Below are 18,689 nucleotides of genomic sequence, written 5' to 3'. Positions count from 1 at the left end.
TTTGATATTCAGTCATGATGATTTTTCCTTTTTAATCAGGTTCAAATTTTAAATATGTTCCTCCCAGTCCTTCCACAATTATTCTTGTATTAGCGTCCATCATTTTCTGATAGGTGTCTCCGTCAGTCCCCGCTGCACCTAGTCCATGAATATAAAGTGGTCTTTGAAAAACCTTAACATTGGCTGCTGTGGCTAGAGATTCAAGTAAATTAGAGTTAGTTGTTGTATCTGCAAAAATTATTGGTACGTTAGCTTTTTGAATATCCATAGCGAAATTTTCGACTTCTGTATATGTCAGCTTTTCGATATTTTTGATCTTAGCTAAATTTACTGAATATGGAATATTATAAGCCTTGACGTAATAAATCATTGCTGTGTTGGATGTGATTAACTTGCGATTTTTAGCAGGAATAGTATCTAGTCTTTTTTTAATCCAATTATCAATTTGATTCATTTCTTGGATGACTTTTTTAGTATTTTTACTATAGATATTTTTATTATTTGGTGCTAATTTAATTAAATTATTATTAATAATCTCTACCATTTTTATGGTATTATTAGGATTATGCCAAATATGGGGTTCTATAAGTTTAATTTTGATTGGATTTTTGACAGCACTTTCAGCAACAGCAATTTTTGGATAAGAGTTTGTATTTGTAGTAGATTTAATGATTTTCATTAAACCTGGTTCAAAATTGTAACCATGATATAAAACCAAATCAGCACTTTCAATAACTCGACTATCTTCCGGTATGGGTTTATAGGTTAAGGGGTTCATACCAGGAGGGATTAAACATATCAGGTTAATTGTATTCCCAGCAACTTGTTTTGTTAAATCACAAATTACGCTATTAGTTGCTACTACTATGGGTAAGTTACTGTTAATAATAGTCGAATTTCTTTGATTATATATTGTACTAATATTTCTATTTCCACAGCCAAATAATCCTAAGATTAAACCGAAAATGGTGGTTTTTAATAAATGGGTAAAATGGGTAGATATTTTTTTTCCTAACATAATTTATTGTCGCTTATAAATATCTGCAAAGTTCCAGAATTTAAACTTACTTTTTCAGAGTTTGATTATCATATCAATTAATTAATAAAGACACAGCAAATCTGTATCTTTATTAATTAGTCTAACTTAATTAAGCCCCAATCATAGGCAATTTACCTTGTAACTTATCTAAATTAGTCTGAACGCAATTAGCGCAACTACAACCAGTTTTTTCTATCACATAATGTGTAATCTTATTTATTTGCGGTATTGTTAAATCAAGATTCGCTTGATTAGATAATAACGCAATTGTATTTGCAGCAGGTGTAGCTTTCAAGGAAGCCTGTGCTGGGTTGACTAGTAATAGCAGAGATGCTAAAAATGCGGGAAAAGCAAGTAAAATCAGTTTGACTATTTTCATAATTCACAGATAAACACTGCTGTTAGTACAGCATAATTAGTCAATTGTCAATTGTCAATTATCAGAGGATTTTCTTACCAGTTAATATTTCTCTTACTTCTAACATGGCCGAATAGGTGGGGAGAATGTGTAAAGTTTCATTTGTTGGTGTATGCTTTAGAGCAGTTGCGATCGCTTTGTGCAAATCTGACTCTACAATCAGGTTAATATTACTCTCCACAGATTCTTGACTATAACGCAAACGTAAGGCCATATCATACACGCGATCGCCACTCACAATCAATGTTCCTCCCCGTGCTACCAACTTTTCCGTATCCACGTCCCAAATCCATGATACATCAGTACCATCGGGGGTTCTGTCATTCAAGACCAATAAAGTAGTTTTATCGGTACTTTGAGTAACGACGCGAATAGTTTCGTTTGTACCTACGGGATTTTTAGATAATAGAATCCGTACTCGTTTACCGTCAATAACTAAATCTTCAGCGCGACCAAAAGCGGCTTGAAAATCGTTAATTGTATCTCTGATAATAACATCATCAATTCCTAATTCTTTTGCTGCTGTAACTGCGGCCAAAGTATTATATTTATTGTACAAACCGACAAGAATTTGTGGCCAGTTGCGACTTAATAATGCGGGTTGACCTTTAGTAAAACCACAACTAGGACAAGTAAAATCTCCCAAGTGGGATAAATAAACCCCTTGATAGTCTAGAGCATGGCCGCATCTAGGACAATAGATAGAATCAACAGCGTGAGGAATAGCTTCTAAATAATTTTCTGGTTCATTTAAACCAAAGAATAAGACTCTTTGTGGTAACTGTTGACCCAAATATGATAAAGTTGGATCATCAGCATTGGGAATAACTACGGTTGTTTCTGGTAAAGTCGAAATTACCTTGGTCCACCGCTTACTAATACTATCTACTTCTCCATATCTATCTAATTGGTCGCGGAACAGATTTAAACAGAGAATAATTCGAGGTTGTAGCGGTTTCAAAACCTTGGGAACTATATTTTCATCAACTTCTAAAATTGCATAATCTATATTTAACTTTCCCAACAGATTAGCATTGTCTATCAAAGCAGTTGCTAAACCATTTTCCAGATTCGCGCCTGTAGAATTATGGGCAATACGAAACCCCTTTCGTTGTAAAATGGTGCATAACAGCAAAGCAGTAGTAGTTTTTCCATTTGTTCCCGCAATAATAATTACCCCGTGTTTAACTTGCTGACTCAATAATTGCAAAATTCGGGGTTCTATACGTCGCGCAATAGCACCTGGTAAAACACTAGCAGCACCAAGACGCAGTGACCTGACCAAAAACGTCACGCTTTTGGCTATTGATACCGCAAAACCTAAGGTAATTCTACTGATAAATTTTATTTTTTTACCCACAGTCATGATTTATTAATAACGTGATCATTGTCAAAAGCATTTGAAACTGTAAATTTAACTAACTATAACGATTTTGAATGAGTATGTGTATCCGTAGACATAACATCTTTATTTTCTCTTCCTCCATGATCTCTGTGTCTGGTGTGGTTCATTAAAAAAATCAAATAGGATTATTATAGAGAAGATAGCATCAAAAGGAGACAAGGAGACGGGAAATAGGGAAACAAGAAAAGATGATTTTTTTCAATGACCACTGACAACTGACAACTGACAACTGACAACTGACAACTGACAAATACAAGGTTTCTGTGAATGAATATAATAAAGTGGCTTTTTTTACAAACTCAAATAATCACCAACTGGAGACGGTTAATATCTAAATGCTTATTGCTGCTTCCTTTGCTATTCATAATTAGTATACAGCCCGCAATGGCAGGTATTAAAGATGATCGTTATGATGGTAATATTTTTGTAATTTATGCTGGTAATGGTTCTTTAGTTCCTGCCAAAGAAACACTAGCACAGACATTAGCAGAACACAAACCAGCCCTAGTCACATTTTACATTGATGATAGTAGCGATTGCAAGAAATATGCCCAAGTTGTTTCCGAGGTACAAGCATTCTATGGACGCGCAGCGGAGATTATTCCTATCAGTGTTGATACCATTTTAGCTGACAAGACCTATCAACCGACAGAACCAGGATATTATTATTCAGGGGGTGTTCCTCAAGTTGTAGTTTTTGACCAGTCGGGTAAAGTAGTCTTGAACAAAAAAGGTCAAGTACCTTTTGAAGAAATAGATGACAAATTTAGAGAAATATTTGATTTATTACCTCGCACTGAGTCAGTCGAGTTAAAACCACGTTCTGCTAAACAGTTTAGTAGTCAGTTAGAAGATCAATAATAGTTCTTAATGTATCGCCATTCTCGACTAGAATTACCTTAACCTGGTATTAAGGTCATTTGTAAGGCGATTAAGGCAGGTTACGATATTATGGCTTATTCTTGGTTTAAAGCATTTCATATTATTGGCTTTGTGGTTTGGTTCGCGGGGTTATTTTACCTAGTTCGGTTATTTATCTACCACGTTGAAGCCAACCAAGAACCAGAACCAGCAAAAACGATACTGAAAAACCAGTATCAAATCATGGAAAAGCGTCTTTATGATATTATAACTACCCCTGGAATGTTAGTAACAGTAGCGATGGCTATTGGTATCTTATCTACAAACATGGATATTTTACAAGAACCCTGGCTACATTTCAAATTAGCGTTTGTAGCTGTTTTAATTGGCTATCATCATTATTGTGGTAGACTCATGAAGCAGTTAGCAGCGGATGAATGTAAATGGAGTGGTCAAAGTTTACGCGCTTTGAATGAAGCACCAACGCTTTTACTAGTTGTAATTGTCATGTTGGCTATATTCAAGAATAACTTACCCACCGACATGACAGCTTGGCTAATTTTCGGTTTAGTAGTGTTCATGGCTGTGAGTATTCAACTTTACGCTAAAATCCGTAGACGCAATAAAGAGAAGCTAACAGCAGAATTAAATCAAGTTCCCCAAGGGTAATAGTATATAGTATATTGATTTGCGCCTGGGTGGGAAACAAAAAACGATTTACCTGAAAATGGCTGTAACTACTTACTGTAATCGAACAGTTCCAGCTTGACAATCCCGTAACCATAGTTTAACACCTTGAGCGATCGCACCATAACTACTATTTCTGGGTGGTGCGATAGGAGGTTTAACTGGATACTCACTGGTTTGAGAAAACATCATAACCACACTCCAACCAGTGTTAGTTTTTGTCAAAAATAGCCTGTGAAATTCTTGTAATTCTACAGGTTTCTTATTAAGATATTTTCTCTCTAAGGTTGTAAAGAAAACCTGTTCTACTCCTTCCGTGTTATAGTTATCCCCATGATCAATACCAGGATTTAATGGTAAAGATTCAAACTCTGGTTTACCCGCAGCCAATATATAGGAAAAAGTATCAACACTCCTTTTCAGACGACGCGCACGTTGAGCGACACGGTTAGCATAACCAGGTAAATCTAACATTAATTGAGTTGTTAAAGTTTCTAAACTTTGTTGAGAACAGGAGTTAGTAACTTGGGGATTTACAGATTTAGGAGTAATAGTTTTCGCAATTAGAGGATAATAAAATCCAGGAGCAATAAATAACCATAAATTACAGGCTATTAAATATAAGCGCCAAAAACCAGGAGAGAAATTGATTTCGTTCTTCCTTGTTCTTTTTTCCTCTTCAACTTCTAAACTCCAGTCAAGGTTTAGCATTGCTCGTTTTTGTCATCATATAAATTGTAAATAATAGCATTTCCCATCCTCACAGGTACAGCAATTAGGAAGGAAACGCAGATAAACGCAGATAAACGCAGATGATTTTGTACCTCCATAACTTATCGAATAATTCCCACTCCCAAGAAAAGCCCAAAAAATACTATCAAGGGGGTTGACAATTGATTTTGAATTTGTTATCATGGGGTTGATAAGGAAGAACTATCTTGATAACTAAAGTTTTCTTTAGTTGGGAGTCCTTTGGTTTTTAGTGGGAAAAGTTTTTAACTCCTCAACAATCAGATTCCAGGCTAACTCAGGTTCAGCAGCCGCAGTAATAGGACGACCGATAACGAGATAATCTGCACCCGCTGTGATAGCTTGGGAAGGAGTGAGCGATCGCTTTTGATCGCCTTTATCAGACCAAGTAGGCCGCACCCCTGGACAAACGAGCAAAAAGTCATTTTTACAAGTTTCTCTTAATTGTTGCACCTCCTGGGGAGAACAAACCGCTCCATTCAACCCTGACTTTTCAGCTAAAAGTGCCATTTCCAGAGCAAATTCTGGTAATTCCAGGGGAATTTTCAAATCAAACGCCAATTGTCGTGGGGAAATACTGGTTAACAACGTAATAGCGATTAATTGCGGAGGTTTTGTTCCGGCCTTTTCCGCTCCAATTTCCACAGCTTCCGCAGCCGCTTTGAGAGCATCACTACCACAAGTTGCGTGAATTGTCAATAAATCCACCCCATAACCAGCAGCAGCGCGACAAGCACCAGCGACAGTGTTGGGGATATCGTGAAATTTCAAGTCGAGGAAAATACGTTTTTGACGAGATTTGAGGATATCGAGAATTTTTGGACCTGTGCTGGTAAACAACTCCAAACCAACTTTCCAGAAAGTGACTTGAGGAAGTTTATTAATTAGAGCGATCGCGCTATCTAAATCTGGTACATCTAAAGGTACAATAATTTTTTCATCATTCATAATTCTGGTTATTACTTATTACATATTATCTAATTTATTATACTTCAATAGCGATGTTTAATATGACTACTTTTGAGTAGTTCAACAATTAGACTTACTTAAATAAAGCCTATAAGTGTTTAATAACCTATAAATACTGTGTAATAGAGTACAACAAAAATTTTACTCTTAACCCTGTTATTTCCTTAATTTATAAGTTTAAATTATAGATAATTGGAAAATAGTTTAAATATTAATATCATCGAAAAATTAACAGAACTTCATATTTATATTTTCTTAATATTTTATTGAGAATAATTTCTATTTATCAACGATCTTGCAATAGTTTCAGCGATTTGGTAAAATTTCAAAATCTAGGCGTAGTATATCAATTTTCTAAAATTGCAGGAAGTAGAATCTGGAAATCCTTTATTTACAGGTATTTGAGAAATAGGGAAAGTGAGGACAGGGAAAATATTCAGGAGTGATAGAGAATTTTTGGGACAAATTTAGAAATACCTTGATGTACTTTTGTAAAGCAAAGTCAGGGGTGGGTTGACAAAATAGACAGTTTATGATATTGCGATTAGCAAAAATATTTGCTAATTTATCGTATAATAATATTATTTATATTCTTCATCTGCATTGGAATCAATGAATCAATTTTATCATCTTGTAGGAGATCACACCATAACTAATGAAATCTATAGATGAAATTCGTGAACAACTTCAGTCAGGAAATTTTGAATTTACTCGTCACGGATTAAAACGTTTAGTTGAAAGAAATATCAGTCGCTCGGAAATAATGGAAACAGGAGATAATGCAATTATTATTGAAGATTATCCTGATGATAAATACTCTCCTAGCTGTTTAATTTTAGGATTGACAATTAATAATCGTCCTTTACATTTACAGGTATCAAGACGAGAATCTGATATGTTAACTATTATTACTTTATATGAGCCTGAGCAAACAGAATGGATTAATTATTCCCAAAGGAGGTTATAATGCTAAGTTGTCATATTTGTGGTTCAGATAAATTTACTGAAGAATTAGTTAATGAAACTTTTGAAATCGAAGGTAAACTAATGTTAGTTGAGGGTATTCCCGCTAAAGTTTGTTCTCGTTGTGGGGAAGTAACATTTAGTAGTGAAACTGCTGAAAATATTCGTTTAATGTTGAATAGTAATCAAAAATCCCAGAGAAAAATTGAGATTGATGTTTTTGCTTTTTCTGCTTAATTGATAGCTTGAGTGAGTCAGGTTGTCAGGTTTAGAAATGTTGGGTTTCGTTACCTCAACCCAACCTACAATTGATTTAGTCTAATATCACGAAGCTCAGAAATAACCTGAGAATTGTTTTTATAAAATTCTATGAGAATATTTGTATCACATAAAATCATTTTATTTCTTGTCTCCATGCTTCTTGACGAATGGAATCAGTAGTAATATTTCTATATTCCCATATCCCTGCAAAGGAGAAAAAATCTTGCTCATCATCAGATATATTGGTGTTATCTTCTATGACTTCTACAGAGTTCACAAAATCTAAAGCAGAAATAATTTTTAATAGCATTTATGCTTTTTCTTTATCAGCAATTTGAATGATTAATTGTTGCATATTTGTTTGTTGGTATAATATTACTTATAATTTTACAACTATTTTTGTTTAGTTTAGCAAAAATTATCAAAAATTATCAAATAAATTGTAACCTGATAAGTCAGTAATAATATGATATAATATTGTAATTATCTTAAAATCAAGTAAAGGTAACATCATGAAACTAAAAATTATCGTACATGAAGCAGAAGAAGGTGGATATTGGGGAGAAGTTCCTTCTCTTCCTGGTTGTGCTACTCAAGGAGACTCTTTTGAAGAACTTTTACATAATTTGTATGAAGCAATTGCAGGATATTTGTCAGTGGATTATATTCAGCTATAATTGTATTCTTATCTATTTGAGGTCAAACAATGAAAGCTTTTGAAGTCATGGGAAAATTTGATGAAAAAGGTCAATTATTATTAGATAAACCTTTAGAAATTCATGCACTTAAACAAGTCAGAGTCATTATCCTTGTACCAGATGAAACTGAATCTGATTCTGATTCTGATGATACCTCTGTTATGGAAATTAAGGAATTATAGTTATAATAGATGGGATGGAAATTGTTTTTGACAATCATCATCCTCAAGGAATAGCAAAAGTAGAATGGTTAGGTAATTTTCAATTTTTTGGTAAGATTCATTTAGGACAAGAATTAATAGTTACTGAAGAAAACTTTTAATAAATATTCAGGAGAATTGAGGAGAAGATTATGCTAGATGTAACTACAACTAATGGTAATAAAAATAGTCAAGAATATCTCTATGACTTATTAACCAAAATTAAACAACGCCCAGGAATGTATTTATGAAAAGTATCTATAACTCGGTTAAAAATGTTATTAATGGGGTATAGTATGTCCAGAGGTGAGTTAGGTTTACAACTAACACAACAGGAAAAACAATTTGCTCAATTTCAGAAATGGATACAAGGGAAATATCAAATTAATTCTGCTGAAGGTTGGGAAAGTATTATTTTGTCTCAAGTAGAGGATGAAAAATTAGCTTTTGATTTATTTTTTCAGTTGTGGGAACAGTTTAAGAATCAAGTTACAAGTATTGATCATGTTGTCAAAATTTGATATCAATGTTGGGTTTCGTTTCCTCAACCCAACCTACTTGCTGGGAAAGGCTATATCATCTACAACTAGTATGTTCAATTTGGCAATTTTTAAATATCTGATGTATAATTAGATATATCTTAGTAAAAATCACTCCATGTAATTAAATGCTATGGAAACAATAACTTTAAGTTCTCATGTTGGTGAAGATGGAATATTACATTTAGATATTCCTGTAAATATTGTTAATGTTGATTTAACTATTACTATTATTTTAAAACCTAGTAATGATTTTCAACAGGAAAATAAACCCAAAGGAAAAGGTTGGCCAGCTAATTTTTTTGAGGAAACATCAGGATGTTTAAAAGATACTCCTTTAACTATAGATTCTGAAGGTGTTTTTGATGACTTAGAGGAGTTTAAATTATCATGAAATATTTGTTAGATACAAATGTATGTATTAAATATCTGAATGAAGATTTGATTATTCGTCGGAAATTAGAAAATACTGATTTAGAAGATGTTGCTTATTTGGGGGTGATCTATCGCTGATGAAAATTTGATATCAATGTTGGGTTTCGTTACCTCAACCCAACCTACTTGTTAACAATTAAAGATTTTGTTCATCTTCTTCAGTGAAATCATCATTAGCATCTTGAGATGGTGTCACTCCTTTAATAGTAAAAGTAAAAGTATTACCTTGTGCAATTACTTTATTTACCTCTTCATAGAAAGGATAATCACCAATACCGCTAATATCCACCCAGCCACGAGAGCGAGTTAAAGCGACAAATAATTGATTTCGTAATTGATTTTGTAGTTTTGTATCGCTTTCGTTTTTAGCAATGTTATCTAACCCCACTAGATAAACCATATCTGCTTCATTTCCCTTAGTTCGATCAATTCGGGAAATAGTTACACCACCATCATACCAGAATAAATCAGGGTTATTATTAGGCCATTTAGGATTAGTATCATTTAATTCTAATGCGCTAGGAATATAAATATCAATTCCATGCTCCATTAAGAAATTAGCAACTTGTCTTTCTAATTTGTTACCATCATAAGAAGGGGGAGTGGTATAACCTAATGCAATCACTAAAATGTTTTTATGAGGCTGTAATTTATCATTGTGTAAATTAGATTTAATTTTTTCTACTAATGCCAAAAGTTCATCTTGTCGAGAATTGTATGTTTCAAATTTAATAACTGGATGATTAGAAAGACTAGAAACAGGATTAGGTGAATTTTCTGGAGGTCTGGTAATAGTTATGGGAGTATTAACTTTTCTGAAATCCCCTTCTAACACTTCAAAACCAATAAAATATAAATATCTTCTTCTCATACGTTGAGATTTTGATTTTGTAAAAAATTCTGATTGTAACAAACCTAAACCAAGAGCATAAGCAGCAGTTAAAATTTCTCCAGGAGTGCGGTAGCAACGTCTCATATCATAAGCTTTACGAATACCGCCTAGATAAAAAGCTCCACCAATATAACCTAAGCCCGTAGTAATGTTATTACCAAATACTTGTGATCCCTCGGGTGCAACTGCTCCTGTAGAATGTAGAGTTTGCGCTTCATCATAAGCCCAAATCAGACGTTTTTGCTCAGGTTGATCCTCACTAACAGATTTTAATGATTGATAGGCTAACCAATAAATTGGCTGTTTCTCCTCACCATCCTCTGCTGTAAATTTAAGATCATCCTCAGTCATTAAATCCTGACCTTCATCAATAATTAAAGCATCAAAAATAGGTTTAAATTTTGGCTTTTGCTGCAAAAAGTTTCGACAACCATAGGCTAATCCATTATTAGGAACTTTTTCTCCTGTATCACCTGGATTTAACTTTGTTACCCTTTCGATTCTACAAATTTCTCCATATAAACCATCTCTATCTCTTGCACCCCAAGCATGAAGAACTCTTAAATTGGAATTAGGTAAATTCTGATATTTAATTTCTCCATTGGTAAAATGACTTATCCATAACTTAAATAACGCTTCAATTTGGTCATATAAACTACGAGTAAAGAAAACAAAAGCTACTTTCCATTCAGGATGTTTCAGGTGCATAATTACTGCTTTTTGACTAAAAAGAACAGTTTTTCCTGAACCAGCAATTCCTCTTACTCGTTGTGGTCCTGGTGGAATAGATTTACCAATCCATTCCTGTTCAGCATCCCATTCATACATCAGTTTTTGTGCTTCTGCTAAGATATTGTAACGACTTTGATTATCAGCAGATTCAATTTTTTCCAAAGGCTTACGCAGAATAGATGTTCCACTTATGACACTTAGAAGAGATTCGTATTGACTATCATTTAATGATTCGCCTGTAATCGCCGCCTGAGCTTTTTCTATACGGTTTTTCAAGCCAACTTCACCCAGTTGATTATTAAATATAAATGGTGTACCCTCTTCTGTTCCCGTCCATCCTTTTTCTTCCCATTGTTTTGTACTAATATTGGGAAAAGCAATTAAAGTACGTCCAATGATTTTTTGTTGAATATCTGATTCTGGAGTTTTAATAGGCTCTTGATCACAATATTGACGCAATACTTGAACATATTGAGAAATATTTTCTAGAGAATAATTACTTTGCAAAACATTATCTGAAAACTGAATCTGATTATTATTAACTGATGTAATCTGTTCAATGTTTACCGGACAAACTTCTATTACTATTATGCCCCACTGTTGATCAACAATAAGTATATCTGGTTCTTTGCGGCGATCGCCAACTTGCAGAAAAAGAGGATAACGCCAATACCCAATACTAGACTCACGACTAGAAGAAAATGCTGCTCTGACTGCATCCCAAACTTTTTGATAACCAGCATCATTATTTGGTGCAATAGCTTCTGTAGTAATAAAGCGTGGTAAATTTCCTCTAGCTTTTGTAGTCATTGTATTTGTTGTTTATGTGTAGATTAATTCTTTATACTATAGTTTTAATTCTTGTAGATACGGATTTATACGGTTGTTTTATTACAAAATACTAAGCAAAAAATAGGAAAAGATCGGAAAAAATTGAATAATATTCATCTATAATGGTTACAACCTTTACAATGTATAGCTTGTATGAATATAAACGAAGTTGTTACATTTGTTGATAAGATAGTCTTTGAAAAAACTGGCAAGCATTTAGATGATGTTCAAGCTGCTGTAGTTCAGGGAACATGGGAAAGACGAACCTATGATGATATTGCACAAGAATGTAATGTTACTAAAAATCATGTCGGAGATATAGGTGCTGAATTATGGCAACTTTTATCTCAAGCATTAAATGAAGATATTAAAAAAACTAATTTCCGTTCTACATTAGAAAGGGGATATATTAAATCATTTGAAAATTCTAATATTTATAATATAAATGGTACTAACAATTATTTTTATTATCCACAAACCTTAAATCATCCTAATAAAGAAACTCAAGAAACTAATATAAATACTCAATCTAAATTATCTCATCACGACTTAACCCTAGCACCCCAAATCATCAAATTTCATAATAGAGAAACTGAACTACAAACGCTTAACCATTGGATATTAAACCAAACTACTAATTTAATCTCAATCTTAGGATTATCCGGTATTGGTAAAACCACCCTCGTTAAAAGATTTATAGACTTACATCAACAAAAGTTTGAAGTTATTATTTGGAGAAGTTTAAAATTTCCCAAATCCCTAAATTTACTAATTAACGACTTATTAAATACTTGTCAACAAGAACCCAAAGCAACTATAAATGATAAATTAAAACAATTATTTGATATTCTCACAAATAAAAAATGCTTAATTATTCTTGATGATGTACAAAATATCTTTACTCCTCATCAATTTGCGGGAAAATATCAACCAGAATATCAAGACTATCAAACCTTATTCAAAATGATTACAGAAACCCAACATCAAAGTCATCTAATCTTAATCAGTCAAGAACAATGTCCAGAAATGGAATCTTTAGATGAAGAATTATATCCTATTAAGTCTTTAGAACTATCAGGACTAGAAAATATAGATATTCTCAAAAATACCGGATTAAAAGATGAAGATACTTGGTTAAATTTAATGATATTATATACAGGTCATCCATTGTTTCTAAAAACTATTACCATCTCAATTAAAAAGATTTTTAATGGTAAAGTTAGTGAATTTTTAGCAGAAAATGAATTAGTAATTACTCAAGAAATGCAATCTTTATTTAGCCAAATATTTAACAATATATCACCCATTGAACAACAAATTATTTTAGCATTGAGTAAATGTAATCAACCCGTATCTAGAGAATATCTAAAAATTACCTTAGAATTATCTTCTACTAATTTTATTAATGGGTTAGAATCTCTACAAAAAAGGTATTTAATTCAGAAAATTACAGGGGATAACATATTGTTTGATTTATCTCCTATTTTCAGGGAATATGTCAGAAATTTTTGTCAAAATTAGTCAAAATTAATTTATAGCAGTAGCAGTTTAGGTAATGTTTGGGGAATAAATCTGCAAATATTTTGATTTATTTGATTTAAACCTACATCATACCAGCTTTTAAAATCTGATTTGCAGTTAAATTTAATTCAGGAAAAGTTTGAGAAATAACCCGTTCATCATCTCTAAATCTGCTGATTTGATATTCTTCATCTACCAAATTACAAACAGAAATAGTAGGTTGTTTAGGATTACCAATAAAATTACGTCCTCCTAAAGCTGCATAATCTATAATCCAATATTCAGCAATACCCATTTCCTCATAATCAGCATACTTTAAATGGTAATCATCACGCCAATTAGTGGAAACAATTTCGATGATTAACGGTATGGAAGCCCCATTACTAATAACTGATTGTTTTTTCCATAATTGTTCATTAGCTAAATTCCCACGATTTAAAACCAACAAATCGGGAAAATAACCAGAATCTTTACCTTCTGGTCTAACTATAACTTGATTAGGTATCACATAAGATAATCCCATGCGTTTAATTTCAAAGGGAATTTCCACACCTAAAAACCCTTTAACTTCTTCATGATCTCCCACTGGTTGGGCTATTTTAACAATTTCTCCACGATGTAATTCATAACGTACATCGGAATTGTCAGGAAGCCAGTTAACAAATTCCTCGAATGTAACAATTTTAGTTAAGGTTTGAATCATGACTTTTAAGAATTATTGATAATGACAACATTATAACTGGCAGATTGGTAGGGTGCTTTGCTACTGTATAAATCCTGCAAATAAATAGATTTTCCATATCTGACGCACCCTACAACTCTGTACGGGCAAACAGCTGTAGGGGCGAACGGCCGTTCGCCCCTACTTTACTAACCGTACAAAATTCTTCTTACCCACCTGTAACACTTTATTATATAAATCATCAGGCTGAGAAAAACTTAAATCCGCATCAGTAATCTTATCACCATCTATCCTCACTCCACCCTCCTGAATTTTCCTTTTACCTTCGGCGGTACTTTTACATAAACCAGTAGCACCCAAAATAAAGGCCAATTTGGTAGGAAATTGAGGAATAGCAGCCACAGAATACTCCGGTAATGTTCCTTCCCTTCCACCAGTTTTAGCAGCCTCTCTAGCCTCATTAGCTGCCGCTTCACCGTGATATTGACGCACCACTTCCCAGGCTAAATACTCCTGGCGATCGCGTGGGTTTTGTGGCAAACTATCTAAAGGTAGATCTGTCAGCAATTCAAAATACTGTGGGAGTAAATTATCTGGTACACCTTGAAGTTTTTGATACTTTTGTGAAGGATGTTCACCCAAACCGACATAATTACTTAAAGACTTAGACATTTTTTGTACACCATCAGTACCAATTAAAATTGGTAATAACAGTCCAAACTGCGGTTTTAAGCCAAAATGACGTTGTAGATCTCGCCCGACAGCGATGTTAAATTTTTGATCAGTCCCCCCCAATTCCACATCAGCCTCCACAGCCACGGAATCATAACCTTGCATTAGTGGATACAGGAATTCATGGAGAAAAATGGGACTTTCTTGTTGATAACGTTCTGAAAAACCTTCCTTAGCTAACATTTGTCCTACAGTCATTGTGGAAAGTAGCTCTAAAGTTTTTCCTAAATCCATCTGGGAAAGCCATTGAGAGTTATAACGTACCTCCAACCGACCAGGGGTATCAAAATCTAAAATAGGACGTACTTGGTCAAGGTAAGTTTGAGCGTTTCGTGTCACATCAGCTTCCGTAAGCTGACGACGCACCTCAGATTTACCAGTAGGATCACCAATTCGCGCCGTAAAATCTCCAATAATCAGTACCGCCGTATGACCAGCATCTTGAAAAGCCCGCAATTTCCGTACAGGGATACTATGACCAAGATGAATATCTGCCCCCGTAGGGTCAATACCTAGTTTAATTCTTAAAGGACGGTCAGAATTAAGTAACCGCTTTTCCAGACTTTCCGTGTCATGATCATTTCGATGGGGTTGAGGAAAAATTTCTGCCACACCACGATGCAACCAAGAGAAATTTTGCGTCATACTAAGAAATTCGCCATTAAATATACTTTCGACTGTAAAAGTTAGGGTTGTCATCCCGTCTCTGTTCTGTCAGATTACTATAATTACAAAAAATTAACCGTCTTTTGCCATTTAATGAATTACATTTAAATTTACCAGTGAGGAAGTGAGATAGCCGTGTCTTCTAGGACTTTTGAAAACAAACAACCACAACAGCAGGATTCATCTGGATTTGAGTTTTTTAAAGGAGTCGGTCAGATAACTGGGGGTACTCTCCTATTCATAACACTCCTATCAAGCTCCATTATAGCGGGGACACTAGTTGGTTTAGCCATTAGTTTCCGTAATTTACCAGATGTTAGACAAATTAAAAACTTTTTTCCTTCAGAAACAACTTACATATACGATATAAAAGGTAAACTTTTAACCAGTATCCACGGAGAAGCCAACCGAGAAGTAGTACCATTGGATAGAATTTCCCCCAACCTCAAACGCGCAGTTTTGGCCAGTGAAGATGGTCACTTTTACGATCATCATGGGATTAATCCTAGTGGAGTTGGCCGTGCTGTGGTAGTCAACATGGTAGCAGGTGGTGTCAAAGAAGGTGGTTCTACCATCACCATGCAATTGGTGAAAAACCTGTTTTTGTCTCAAAAACGGGCTTTTACGCGGAAATTAGCCGAGGCTGTACTAGCAATTCGTTTAGAGCAAATTCTCAGTAAAGACGAAATTCTGGAAATGTACCTCAATCAAGTTTATTGGGGTCATAACAACTACGGTGTGCAAACAGCAGCCCGCAGTTATTTTAACAAATCAGCAGAATATTTAACTTTAGGTGAATCAGCCATGATGGCTGGTTTAATTCAAGCACCAGAAGAGTTTAGCCCTTTTGCCAGCATGAAAATGGCCAAACAGAAACAAAAAGAAGTTTTGGGGCGGATGATAGAGTTAAATTGGATTACCCAAAAAGAACGGGATGATGCCCTCAAGCAAGAAATTAAACTTGGCAAAATCAGGTCTTTTCAAGGTAGCGCCTTACCTTACATTACCAATACTGTAGCCCAGGAGTTGGCGAAAAAATTTGGCCGGGAAGCCCTGCTCAAAGGGGGAATGCGCGTACAAACTACTGTTGATGCTAAATTCCAAGCCATGGCCGAAGAAACCATCAAAGAATGGCACGAAAAGCTTCAGTCCCAAGGGTTATCTAAGAATCAAATGGCCTTGGTAGCAATTGATCCTCGGACGCATTTTGTGAAAGCTCTAGTTGGTGGTGTAGATTATAAAACCAGTGAATTTAACCGAGCCACCCAAGCGCAACGTCAACCGGGTTCTTCCTTTAAGCCTTTTGTTTACTATGCTGCCTTTGCTACTGGTAAATATGCACCAGATACCACAGTCATAGATGCTCCAGTGGGTTATCAAGATGGTAATGGTTGGTACTACCCAAAAAACTATGATGGTAGTTTTGCTGGAGCAATGTCAATTCGCACAGCCCTAGCCACTTCTCGGAATATCCCAGTGATTAAACTTGGTAAAGCAGTGGGAATGAATAAAGTCGTTGAAACCTGCCGGACTTTGGGTATTATGAGTCCAATGGAACCCGTTACCTCTTTACCTTTGGGTGCTATTGGTGTCACTCCCCTAGAAATGGCTAGTGCTTATGCTACCTTTGCTAATTATGGCTGGCAATCACCACCTACCGTAATTGTCCGCATTACAGATAGTGCTGGTAATGTCATTCTCGATAATACACCTAAACCTAAACAAGTTCTCGATTCTTGGGCATCAGCGGCGACCATTGATATTATGACTTCGGTAATTACTGAAGGCACGGGTAAAAATGCCGCCATAAACAGACCAGCCGCTGGGAAAACAGGAACTACATCCTCAGAAAAGGATATTTGGTTTGTGGGTACTGTGCCGCAACTAACTACTGCGGTCTGGGTAGGTAGGGACGACAGCAGACAATTAGCACGTGGAGCAACTGGTGGGGTAATGGTAGCCCCTATTTGGCGCGATTTTATGATGAAAGCACTTAAGGATGTGCCTGTAGAGAAGTTTAAGTCCCCCTCTCAGTTTCCACGTCCTAAGTCAAATTAATAGGTTAGTTGACAGGTGACAGTTGACAGTTGACAGTTGACAGTTGACAGTTGACAGTTGACAGTTGACAGTTGACAGTTGACAGTTGACAGTTGACAGTTGACAGTTGACAGTTGACAGTTGACAGGTGACAGTTGACAGTTGACAGTTGACAGTTGACAGTTGACAGTTGACAGTTGACAGGTGACAGTTGACAGTTGACAGTTGACAGTTGACAGTTGACAGTTGACAGGTGACAGGTGACAGGTGACAGTTGACAGTTGACAGGTGACAGGTGACAGGTGACAGTTGACAGGTGACAGTTGACAGTTGACAGTTGACAGTGGTGATGGGAAATTATTGTTACCCATTACCCATTACCCATTACCCATTACCCATTACCCATTACCCATTACCCATTACCTATATAATGGTCATTTTGTTTTTTCCAAGTCCGCTTTCATCCTTTCTAGTGTGACATTCATTTGCTCAAACATTTGTTGTGGAGTTACACCAAACTGACCTAATTGAGTTTTTAGCTGCTGTATAGTCATTTGGGCCATGAAATCCTCTGATAGCTCGAAACGCTTCATAAAGACGCGATATCTGTCCATCATAGATTCCATTTGCTCAATAAACAATTTCTTGCCCTCACGGTCAAATTTGCCGTAGCTGTTGCCAAGTTGAATCAGTGCTTGATAGTCTTCAAACAACTGCTTGGCCTCTTGCTGCACTATTTCCGAGTCGAAGAATCCCATTTTCCTTTAATTTAAATGATTACTATTAGTCCAGTAGGTGGAAATTTTGGCTCTACACCTTAATTTTAGTGTAGAAGATTCATATATAAAAACTAGGTTGGTTAAAGTAGGGTTTTTTACCGAAATTTCACTACTTGTTTTCTGAGCTTTGGAAGTAACTTGACAAATTATCCCACAAATTATATTAGGATGAGATCATGTTAATTAAGGAAAAAAACCGGATTATTGCGGCTATTTTAGCCTTTTCTGGGACAATAACGATTCCAGGCTTGCATAAGTTCTACTTGGGGCAACCACTTTGGGGAATAGTGTATGTTTTATTATCTTGGACACCTATTCCCAAGGTAGCTAGTGCTATTGAGTGGGTTTGGTATTTAACTCAAGATCAAGAGACTTTTGATCGTCATTTTAATTTGGGTAAAAGTCAAGGTCAGGTAACACCTCCTCAGAGTAATCAAGTAGAATCAGTAGCTAATGCTTTGCGGGAGTTGGACGCACTTCGTCAAGAAGGATTAGTTTCTGAGTATGAGTTTGAGCAAAAACGCCGCCGGATGTTAGATCAGATTTAGATAGGCTGTAGTGGAATAAATAATTTTTAGAAAAGTAGAAATAC

General features: G+C 35.1%; 23 protein-coding genes. 13 read left to right on the top strand and 10 right to left on the bottom strand.

All coding sequences use genetic code 11. The features are described from left to right. Positions 1–31: 31 nt before the first annotated feature. The 3 genes from H6F62_RS06330 to H6F62_RS06320 all read right to left on the bottom strand — a co-directional run bounded on the left by H6F62_RS06330 (position 32) and on the right by H6F62_RS06320 (position 2,823). The gene (locus H6F62_RS06330; protein WP_190371601.1) at positions 32–1,018 is read right to left on the bottom strand and encodes a zinc ABC transporter substrate-binding protein; all 987 of its coding nucleotides are present in this window, start codon (positions 1,016–1,018) and stop codon (positions 32–34) included. Between the two features lie 130 nt (positions 1,019–1,148). Beyond that, positions 1,149–1,418 carry a hypothetical protein gene (locus H6F62_RS06325; RefSeq protein WP_137907670.1) on the bottom strand — a complete coding sequence of 90 codons (270 nt, stop codon included), beginning with the start codon at positions 1,416–1,418 and terminating at the stop codon, positions 1,149–1,151. A 61-nt stretch (positions 1,419–1,479) separates the two neighbouring features. Continuing rightward, a complete protein-coding gene (locus H6F62_RS06320; RefSeq protein WP_137907671.1) occupies positions 1,480–2,823 on the bottom strand; it encodes a Mur ligase family protein in 1,344 nt (447 codons plus the stop codon). A gap of 306 nt (positions 2,824–3,129) precedes the next feature. On the opposite strand from H6F62_RS06320, the gene H6F62_RS06315 reads away from it, so the two are divergent. Together H6F62_RS06315 and hemJ are read left to right on the top strand one after the other, a co-directional pair. Then, positions 3,130–3,723: a thylakoid membrane photosystem I accumulation factor gene (locus H6F62_RS06315; RefSeq protein WP_137907672.1), complete on the top strand. Its 594-nt coding sequence runs from the start codon at positions 3,130–3,132 to the stop codon at positions 3,721–3,723. Between the two features lie 90 nt (positions 3,724–3,813). Then, positions 3,814–4,392, top strand: coding sequence for a protoporphyrinogen oxidase HemJ (gene hemJ / locus H6F62_RS06310; protein WP_190371600.1), 579 nt, complete (start codon positions 3,814–3,816; stop codon positions 4,390–4,392). 72 nt (positions 4,393–4,464) lie between these two features. On the opposite strand, the gene H6F62_RS06305 is transcribed toward hemJ, so the two are convergent. Continuing rightward, the gene (locus H6F62_RS06305) at positions 4,465–5,121 is read right to left on the bottom strand and encodes a hypothetical protein (RefSeq protein WP_199306398.1); all 657 of its coding nucleotides are present in this window, start codon (positions 5,119–5,121) and stop codon (positions 4,465–4,467) included. Positions 5,122–5,367: 246 nt separating this feature from the next. Then, complete coding sequence (gene pyrF, locus H6F62_RS06300; RefSeq protein ID WP_190371599.1) at positions 5,368–6,108, bottom strand: orotidine-5'-phosphate decarboxylase; 741 nt, start codon at positions 6,106–6,108, stop codon at positions 5,368–5,370. 676 nt (positions 6,109–6,784) lie between these two features. Here pyrF and H6F62_RS06295 point away from each other — a divergent pair. Both H6F62_RS06295 and H6F62_RS06290 read left to right on the top strand, forming a co-directional pair. After that, positions 6,785–7,096 carry a DUF4258 domain-containing protein gene (locus tag H6F62_RS06295; RefSeq protein ID WP_137907675.1) on the top strand — a complete coding sequence of 104 codons (312 nt, stop codon included), beginning with the start codon at positions 6,785–6,787 and terminating at the stop codon, positions 7,094–7,096. Then, positions 7,096–7,329, top strand: coding sequence for a YgiT-type zinc finger protein (locus H6F62_RS06290; RefSeq protein ID WP_028088778.1), 234 nt, complete (start codon positions 7,096–7,098; stop codon positions 7,327–7,329). Before H6F62_RS06295 ends, H6F62_RS06290 begins: the two co-directional genes overlap by 1 nt. Positions 7,330–7,486: 157 nt before the next feature. Here the strand turns inward: H6F62_RS06290 and H6F62_RS06285 are convergent, their stop codons facing one another. After that, positions 7,487–7,663: a hypothetical protein gene (locus H6F62_RS06285; RefSeq protein WP_199290893.1), complete on the bottom strand. Its 177-nt coding sequence runs from the start codon at positions 7,661–7,663 to the stop codon at positions 7,487–7,489. A 202-nt stretch (positions 7,664–7,865) separates the two neighbouring features. Here H6F62_RS06285 and H6F62_RS06280 point away from each other — a divergent pair, with 202 nt between their 5' ends. The 6 genes from H6F62_RS06280 (at position 7,866) to H6F62_RS21170 (ending at position 9,303) form a co-directional block, all read left to right on the top strand. Then, complete coding sequence (locus H6F62_RS06280) at positions 7,866–8,030, top strand: type II toxin-antitoxin system HicB family antitoxin (protein ID WP_190371598.1); 165 nt, start codon at positions 7,866–7,868, stop codon at positions 8,028–8,030. A gap of 29 nt (positions 8,031–8,059) precedes the next feature. Further along, entirely contained in the window at positions 8,060–8,233 is a 174-nt protein-coding gene (locus H6F62_RS06275; protein ID WP_190371597.1) for a hypothetical protein, read from the top strand. A gap of 14 nt (positions 8,234–8,247) precedes the next feature. Beyond that, positions 8,248–8,373 (top strand): hypothetical protein, encoded by a 126-nt coding sequence (locus H6F62_RS21175; RefSeq protein WP_190371596.1) that lies wholly within the window; start codon positions 8,248–8,250, stop codon positions 8,371–8,373. A gap of 174 nt (positions 8,374–8,547) precedes the next feature. Next, positions 8,548–8,772: a hypothetical protein gene (locus tag H6F62_RS20860; RefSeq protein WP_242025918.1), complete on the top strand. Its 225-nt coding sequence runs from the start codon at positions 8,548–8,550 to the stop codon at positions 8,770–8,772. 151 nt (positions 8,773–8,923) lie between these two features. Then, positions 8,924–9,184, top strand: coding sequence for a hypothetical protein (locus tag H6F62_RS06260; protein ID WP_190371595.1), 261 nt, complete (start codon positions 8,924–8,926; stop codon positions 9,182–9,184). Continuing rightward, the gene (locus tag H6F62_RS21170; protein ID WP_277878567.1) at positions 9,181–9,303 is read left to right on the top strand and encodes a hypothetical protein; all 123 of its coding nucleotides are present in this window, start codon (positions 9,181–9,183) and stop codon (positions 9,301–9,303) included. Before H6F62_RS06260 ends, H6F62_RS21170 begins: the two co-directional genes overlap by 4 nt. Before the next feature lie 58 nt (positions 9,304–9,361). On the opposite strand, the gene H6F62_RS06255 is transcribed toward H6F62_RS21170, so the two are convergent. Then, positions 9,362–11,659, bottom strand: coding sequence for an ATP-binding domain-containing protein (locus tag H6F62_RS06255; protein WP_190371594.1), 2,298 nt, complete (start codon positions 11,657–11,659; stop codon positions 9,362–9,364). Positions 11,660–11,833: 174 nt separating this feature from the next. Between H6F62_RS06255 and H6F62_RS06250 the strand changes: the two genes are divergently transcribed. Then, positions 11,834–13,201, top strand: a complete 1,368-nt coding sequence (locus tag H6F62_RS06250) for an ATP-binding protein (protein ID WP_190371593.1) — start codon at positions 11,834–11,836, stop codon at positions 13,199–13,201. Between the two features lie 82 nt (positions 13,202–13,283). Here H6F62_RS06250 and H6F62_RS06245 read toward each other — a convergent pair whose 3' ends face one another. Both H6F62_RS06245 and tyrS read right to left on the bottom strand, forming a co-directional pair. Beyond that, complete coding sequence (locus tag H6F62_RS06245) at positions 13,284–13,904, bottom strand: Uma2 family endonuclease (protein WP_190371592.1); 621 nt, start codon at positions 13,902–13,904, stop codon at positions 13,284–13,286. Positions 13,905–14,063: 159 nt separating this feature from the next. Continuing rightward, positions 14,064–15,260: a tyrosine--tRNA ligase gene (gene tyrS, locus H6F62_RS06240; RefSeq protein ID WP_190371591.1), complete on the bottom strand. Its 1,197-nt coding sequence runs from the start codon at positions 15,258–15,260 to the stop codon at positions 14,064–14,066. Between the two features lie 156 nt (positions 15,261–15,416). Here tyrS and H6F62_RS06235 point away from each other — a divergent pair, with 156 nt between their 5' ends. Next, positions 15,417–17,339, top strand: a complete 1,923-nt coding sequence (locus H6F62_RS06235; protein ID WP_190371590.1) for a PBP1A family penicillin-binding protein — start codon at positions 15,417–15,419, stop codon at positions 17,337–17,339. 413 nt (positions 17,340–17,752) lie between these two features. Here H6F62_RS06235 and H6F62_RS06230 read toward each other — a convergent pair whose 3' ends face one another. After that, the gene (locus H6F62_RS06230) at positions 17,753–18,076 is read right to left on the bottom strand and encodes a DUF1825 family protein (RefSeq protein ID WP_137907684.1); all 324 of its coding nucleotides are present in this window, start codon (positions 18,074–18,076) and stop codon (positions 17,753–17,755) included. A 197-nt stretch (positions 18,077–18,273) separates the two neighbouring features. On the opposite strand from H6F62_RS06230, the gene H6F62_RS06225 reads away from it, so the two are divergent. Then, complete coding sequence (locus H6F62_RS06225; RefSeq protein ID WP_137907685.1) at positions 18,274–18,645, top strand: NINE protein; 372 nt, start codon at positions 18,274–18,276, stop codon at positions 18,643–18,645. Positions 18,646–18,689: the final 44 nt, after the last annotated feature.

It is taken from the genome of Anabaena sp. FACHB-1391, from assembly GCF_014696755.1.
Taxonomy (GTDB): Bacteria; Cyanobacteriota; Cyanobacteriia; order Cyanobacteriales; family Nostocaceae; genus Dolichospermum; species Dolichospermum planctonicum.
This window is presented reverse-complemented; position numbering and strand designations above follow the sequence as displayed.

Coding starts and splice junctions, on each gene's coding strand:
- H6F62_RS06330 (WP_190371601.1), bottom strand. CDS start 1,018: ATGTTAGGAAAAAAAATATCTACCCATTTTACCCATTTATTAAAAACC.
- H6F62_RS06325 (WP_137907670.1), bottom strand. CDS start 1,418: ATGAAAATAGTCAAACTGATTTTACTTGCTTTTCCCGCATTTTTAGCA.
- H6F62_RS06320 (WP_137907671.1), bottom strand. CDS start 2,823: ATGACTGTGGGTAAAAAAATAAAATTTATCAGTAGAATTACCTTAGGT.
- H6F62_RS06315 (WP_137907672.1), top strand. CDS start 3,130: ATGAATATAATAAAGTGGCTTTTTTTACAAACTCAAATAATCACCAAC.
- hemJ (WP_190371600.1), top strand. CDS start 3,814: ATGGCTTATTCTTGGTTTAAAGCATTTCATATTATTGGCTTTGTGGTT.
- H6F62_RS06305 (WP_199306398.1), bottom strand. CDS start 5,121: ATGCTAAACCTTGACTGGAGTTTAGAAGTTGAAGAGGAAAAAAGAACA.
- pyrF (WP_190371599.1), bottom strand. CDS start 6,108: ATGAATGATGAAAAAATTATTGTACCTTTAGATGTACCAGATTTAGAT.
- H6F62_RS06295 (WP_137907675.1), top strand. CDS start 6,785: ATGAAATCTATAGATGAAATTCGTGAACAACTTCAGTCAGGAAATTTT.
- H6F62_RS06290 (WP_028088778.1), top strand. CDS start 7,096: ATGCTAAGTTGTCATATTTGTGGTTCAGATAAATTTACTGAAGAATTA.
- H6F62_RS06285 (WP_199290893.1), bottom strand. CDS start 7,663: ATGCTATTAAAAATTATTTCTGCTTTAGATTTTGTGAACTCTGTAGAA.
- H6F62_RS06280 (WP_190371598.1), top strand. CDS start 7,866: ATGAAACTAAAAATTATCGTACATGAAGCAGAAGAAGGTGGATATTGG.
- H6F62_RS06275 (WP_190371597.1), top strand. CDS start 8,060: ATGAAAGCTTTTGAAGTCATGGGAAAATTTGATGAAAAAGGTCAATTA.
- H6F62_RS21175 (WP_190371596.1), top strand. CDS start 8,248: ATGGAAATTGTTTTTGACAATCATCATCCTCAAGGAATAGCAAAAGTA.
- H6F62_RS20860 (WP_242025918.1), top strand. CDS start 8,548: ATGTCCAGAGGTGAGTTAGGTTTACAACTAACACAACAGGAAAAACAA.
- H6F62_RS06260 (WP_190371595.1), top strand. CDS start 8,924: ATGGAAACAATAACTTTAAGTTCTCATGTTGGTGAAGATGGAATATTA.
- H6F62_RS21170 (WP_277878567.1), top strand. CDS start 9,181: ATGAAATATTTGTTAGATACAAATGTATGTATTAAATATCTGAATGAA.
- H6F62_RS06255 (WP_190371594.1), bottom strand. CDS start 11,659: ATGACTACAAAAGCTAGAGGAAATTTACCACGCTTTATTACTACAGAA.
- H6F62_RS06250 (WP_190371593.1), top strand. CDS start 11,834: ATGAATATAAACGAAGTTGTTACATTTGTTGATAAGATAGTCTTTGAA.
- H6F62_RS06245 (WP_190371592.1), bottom strand. CDS start 13,904: ATGATTCAAACCTTAACTAAAATTGTTACATTCGAGGAATTTGTTAAC.
- tyrS (WP_190371591.1), bottom strand. CDS start 15,260: ATGACGCAAAATTTCTCTTGGTTGCATCGTGGTGTGGCAGAAATTTTT.
- H6F62_RS06230 (WP_137907684.1), bottom strand. CDS start 18,076: ATGGGATTCTTCGACTCGGAAATAGTGCAGCAAGAGGCCAAGCAGTTG.
- H6F62_RS06225 (WP_137907685.1), top strand. CDS start 18,274: ATGTTAATTAAGGAAAAAAACCGGATTATTGCGGCTATTTTAGCCTTT.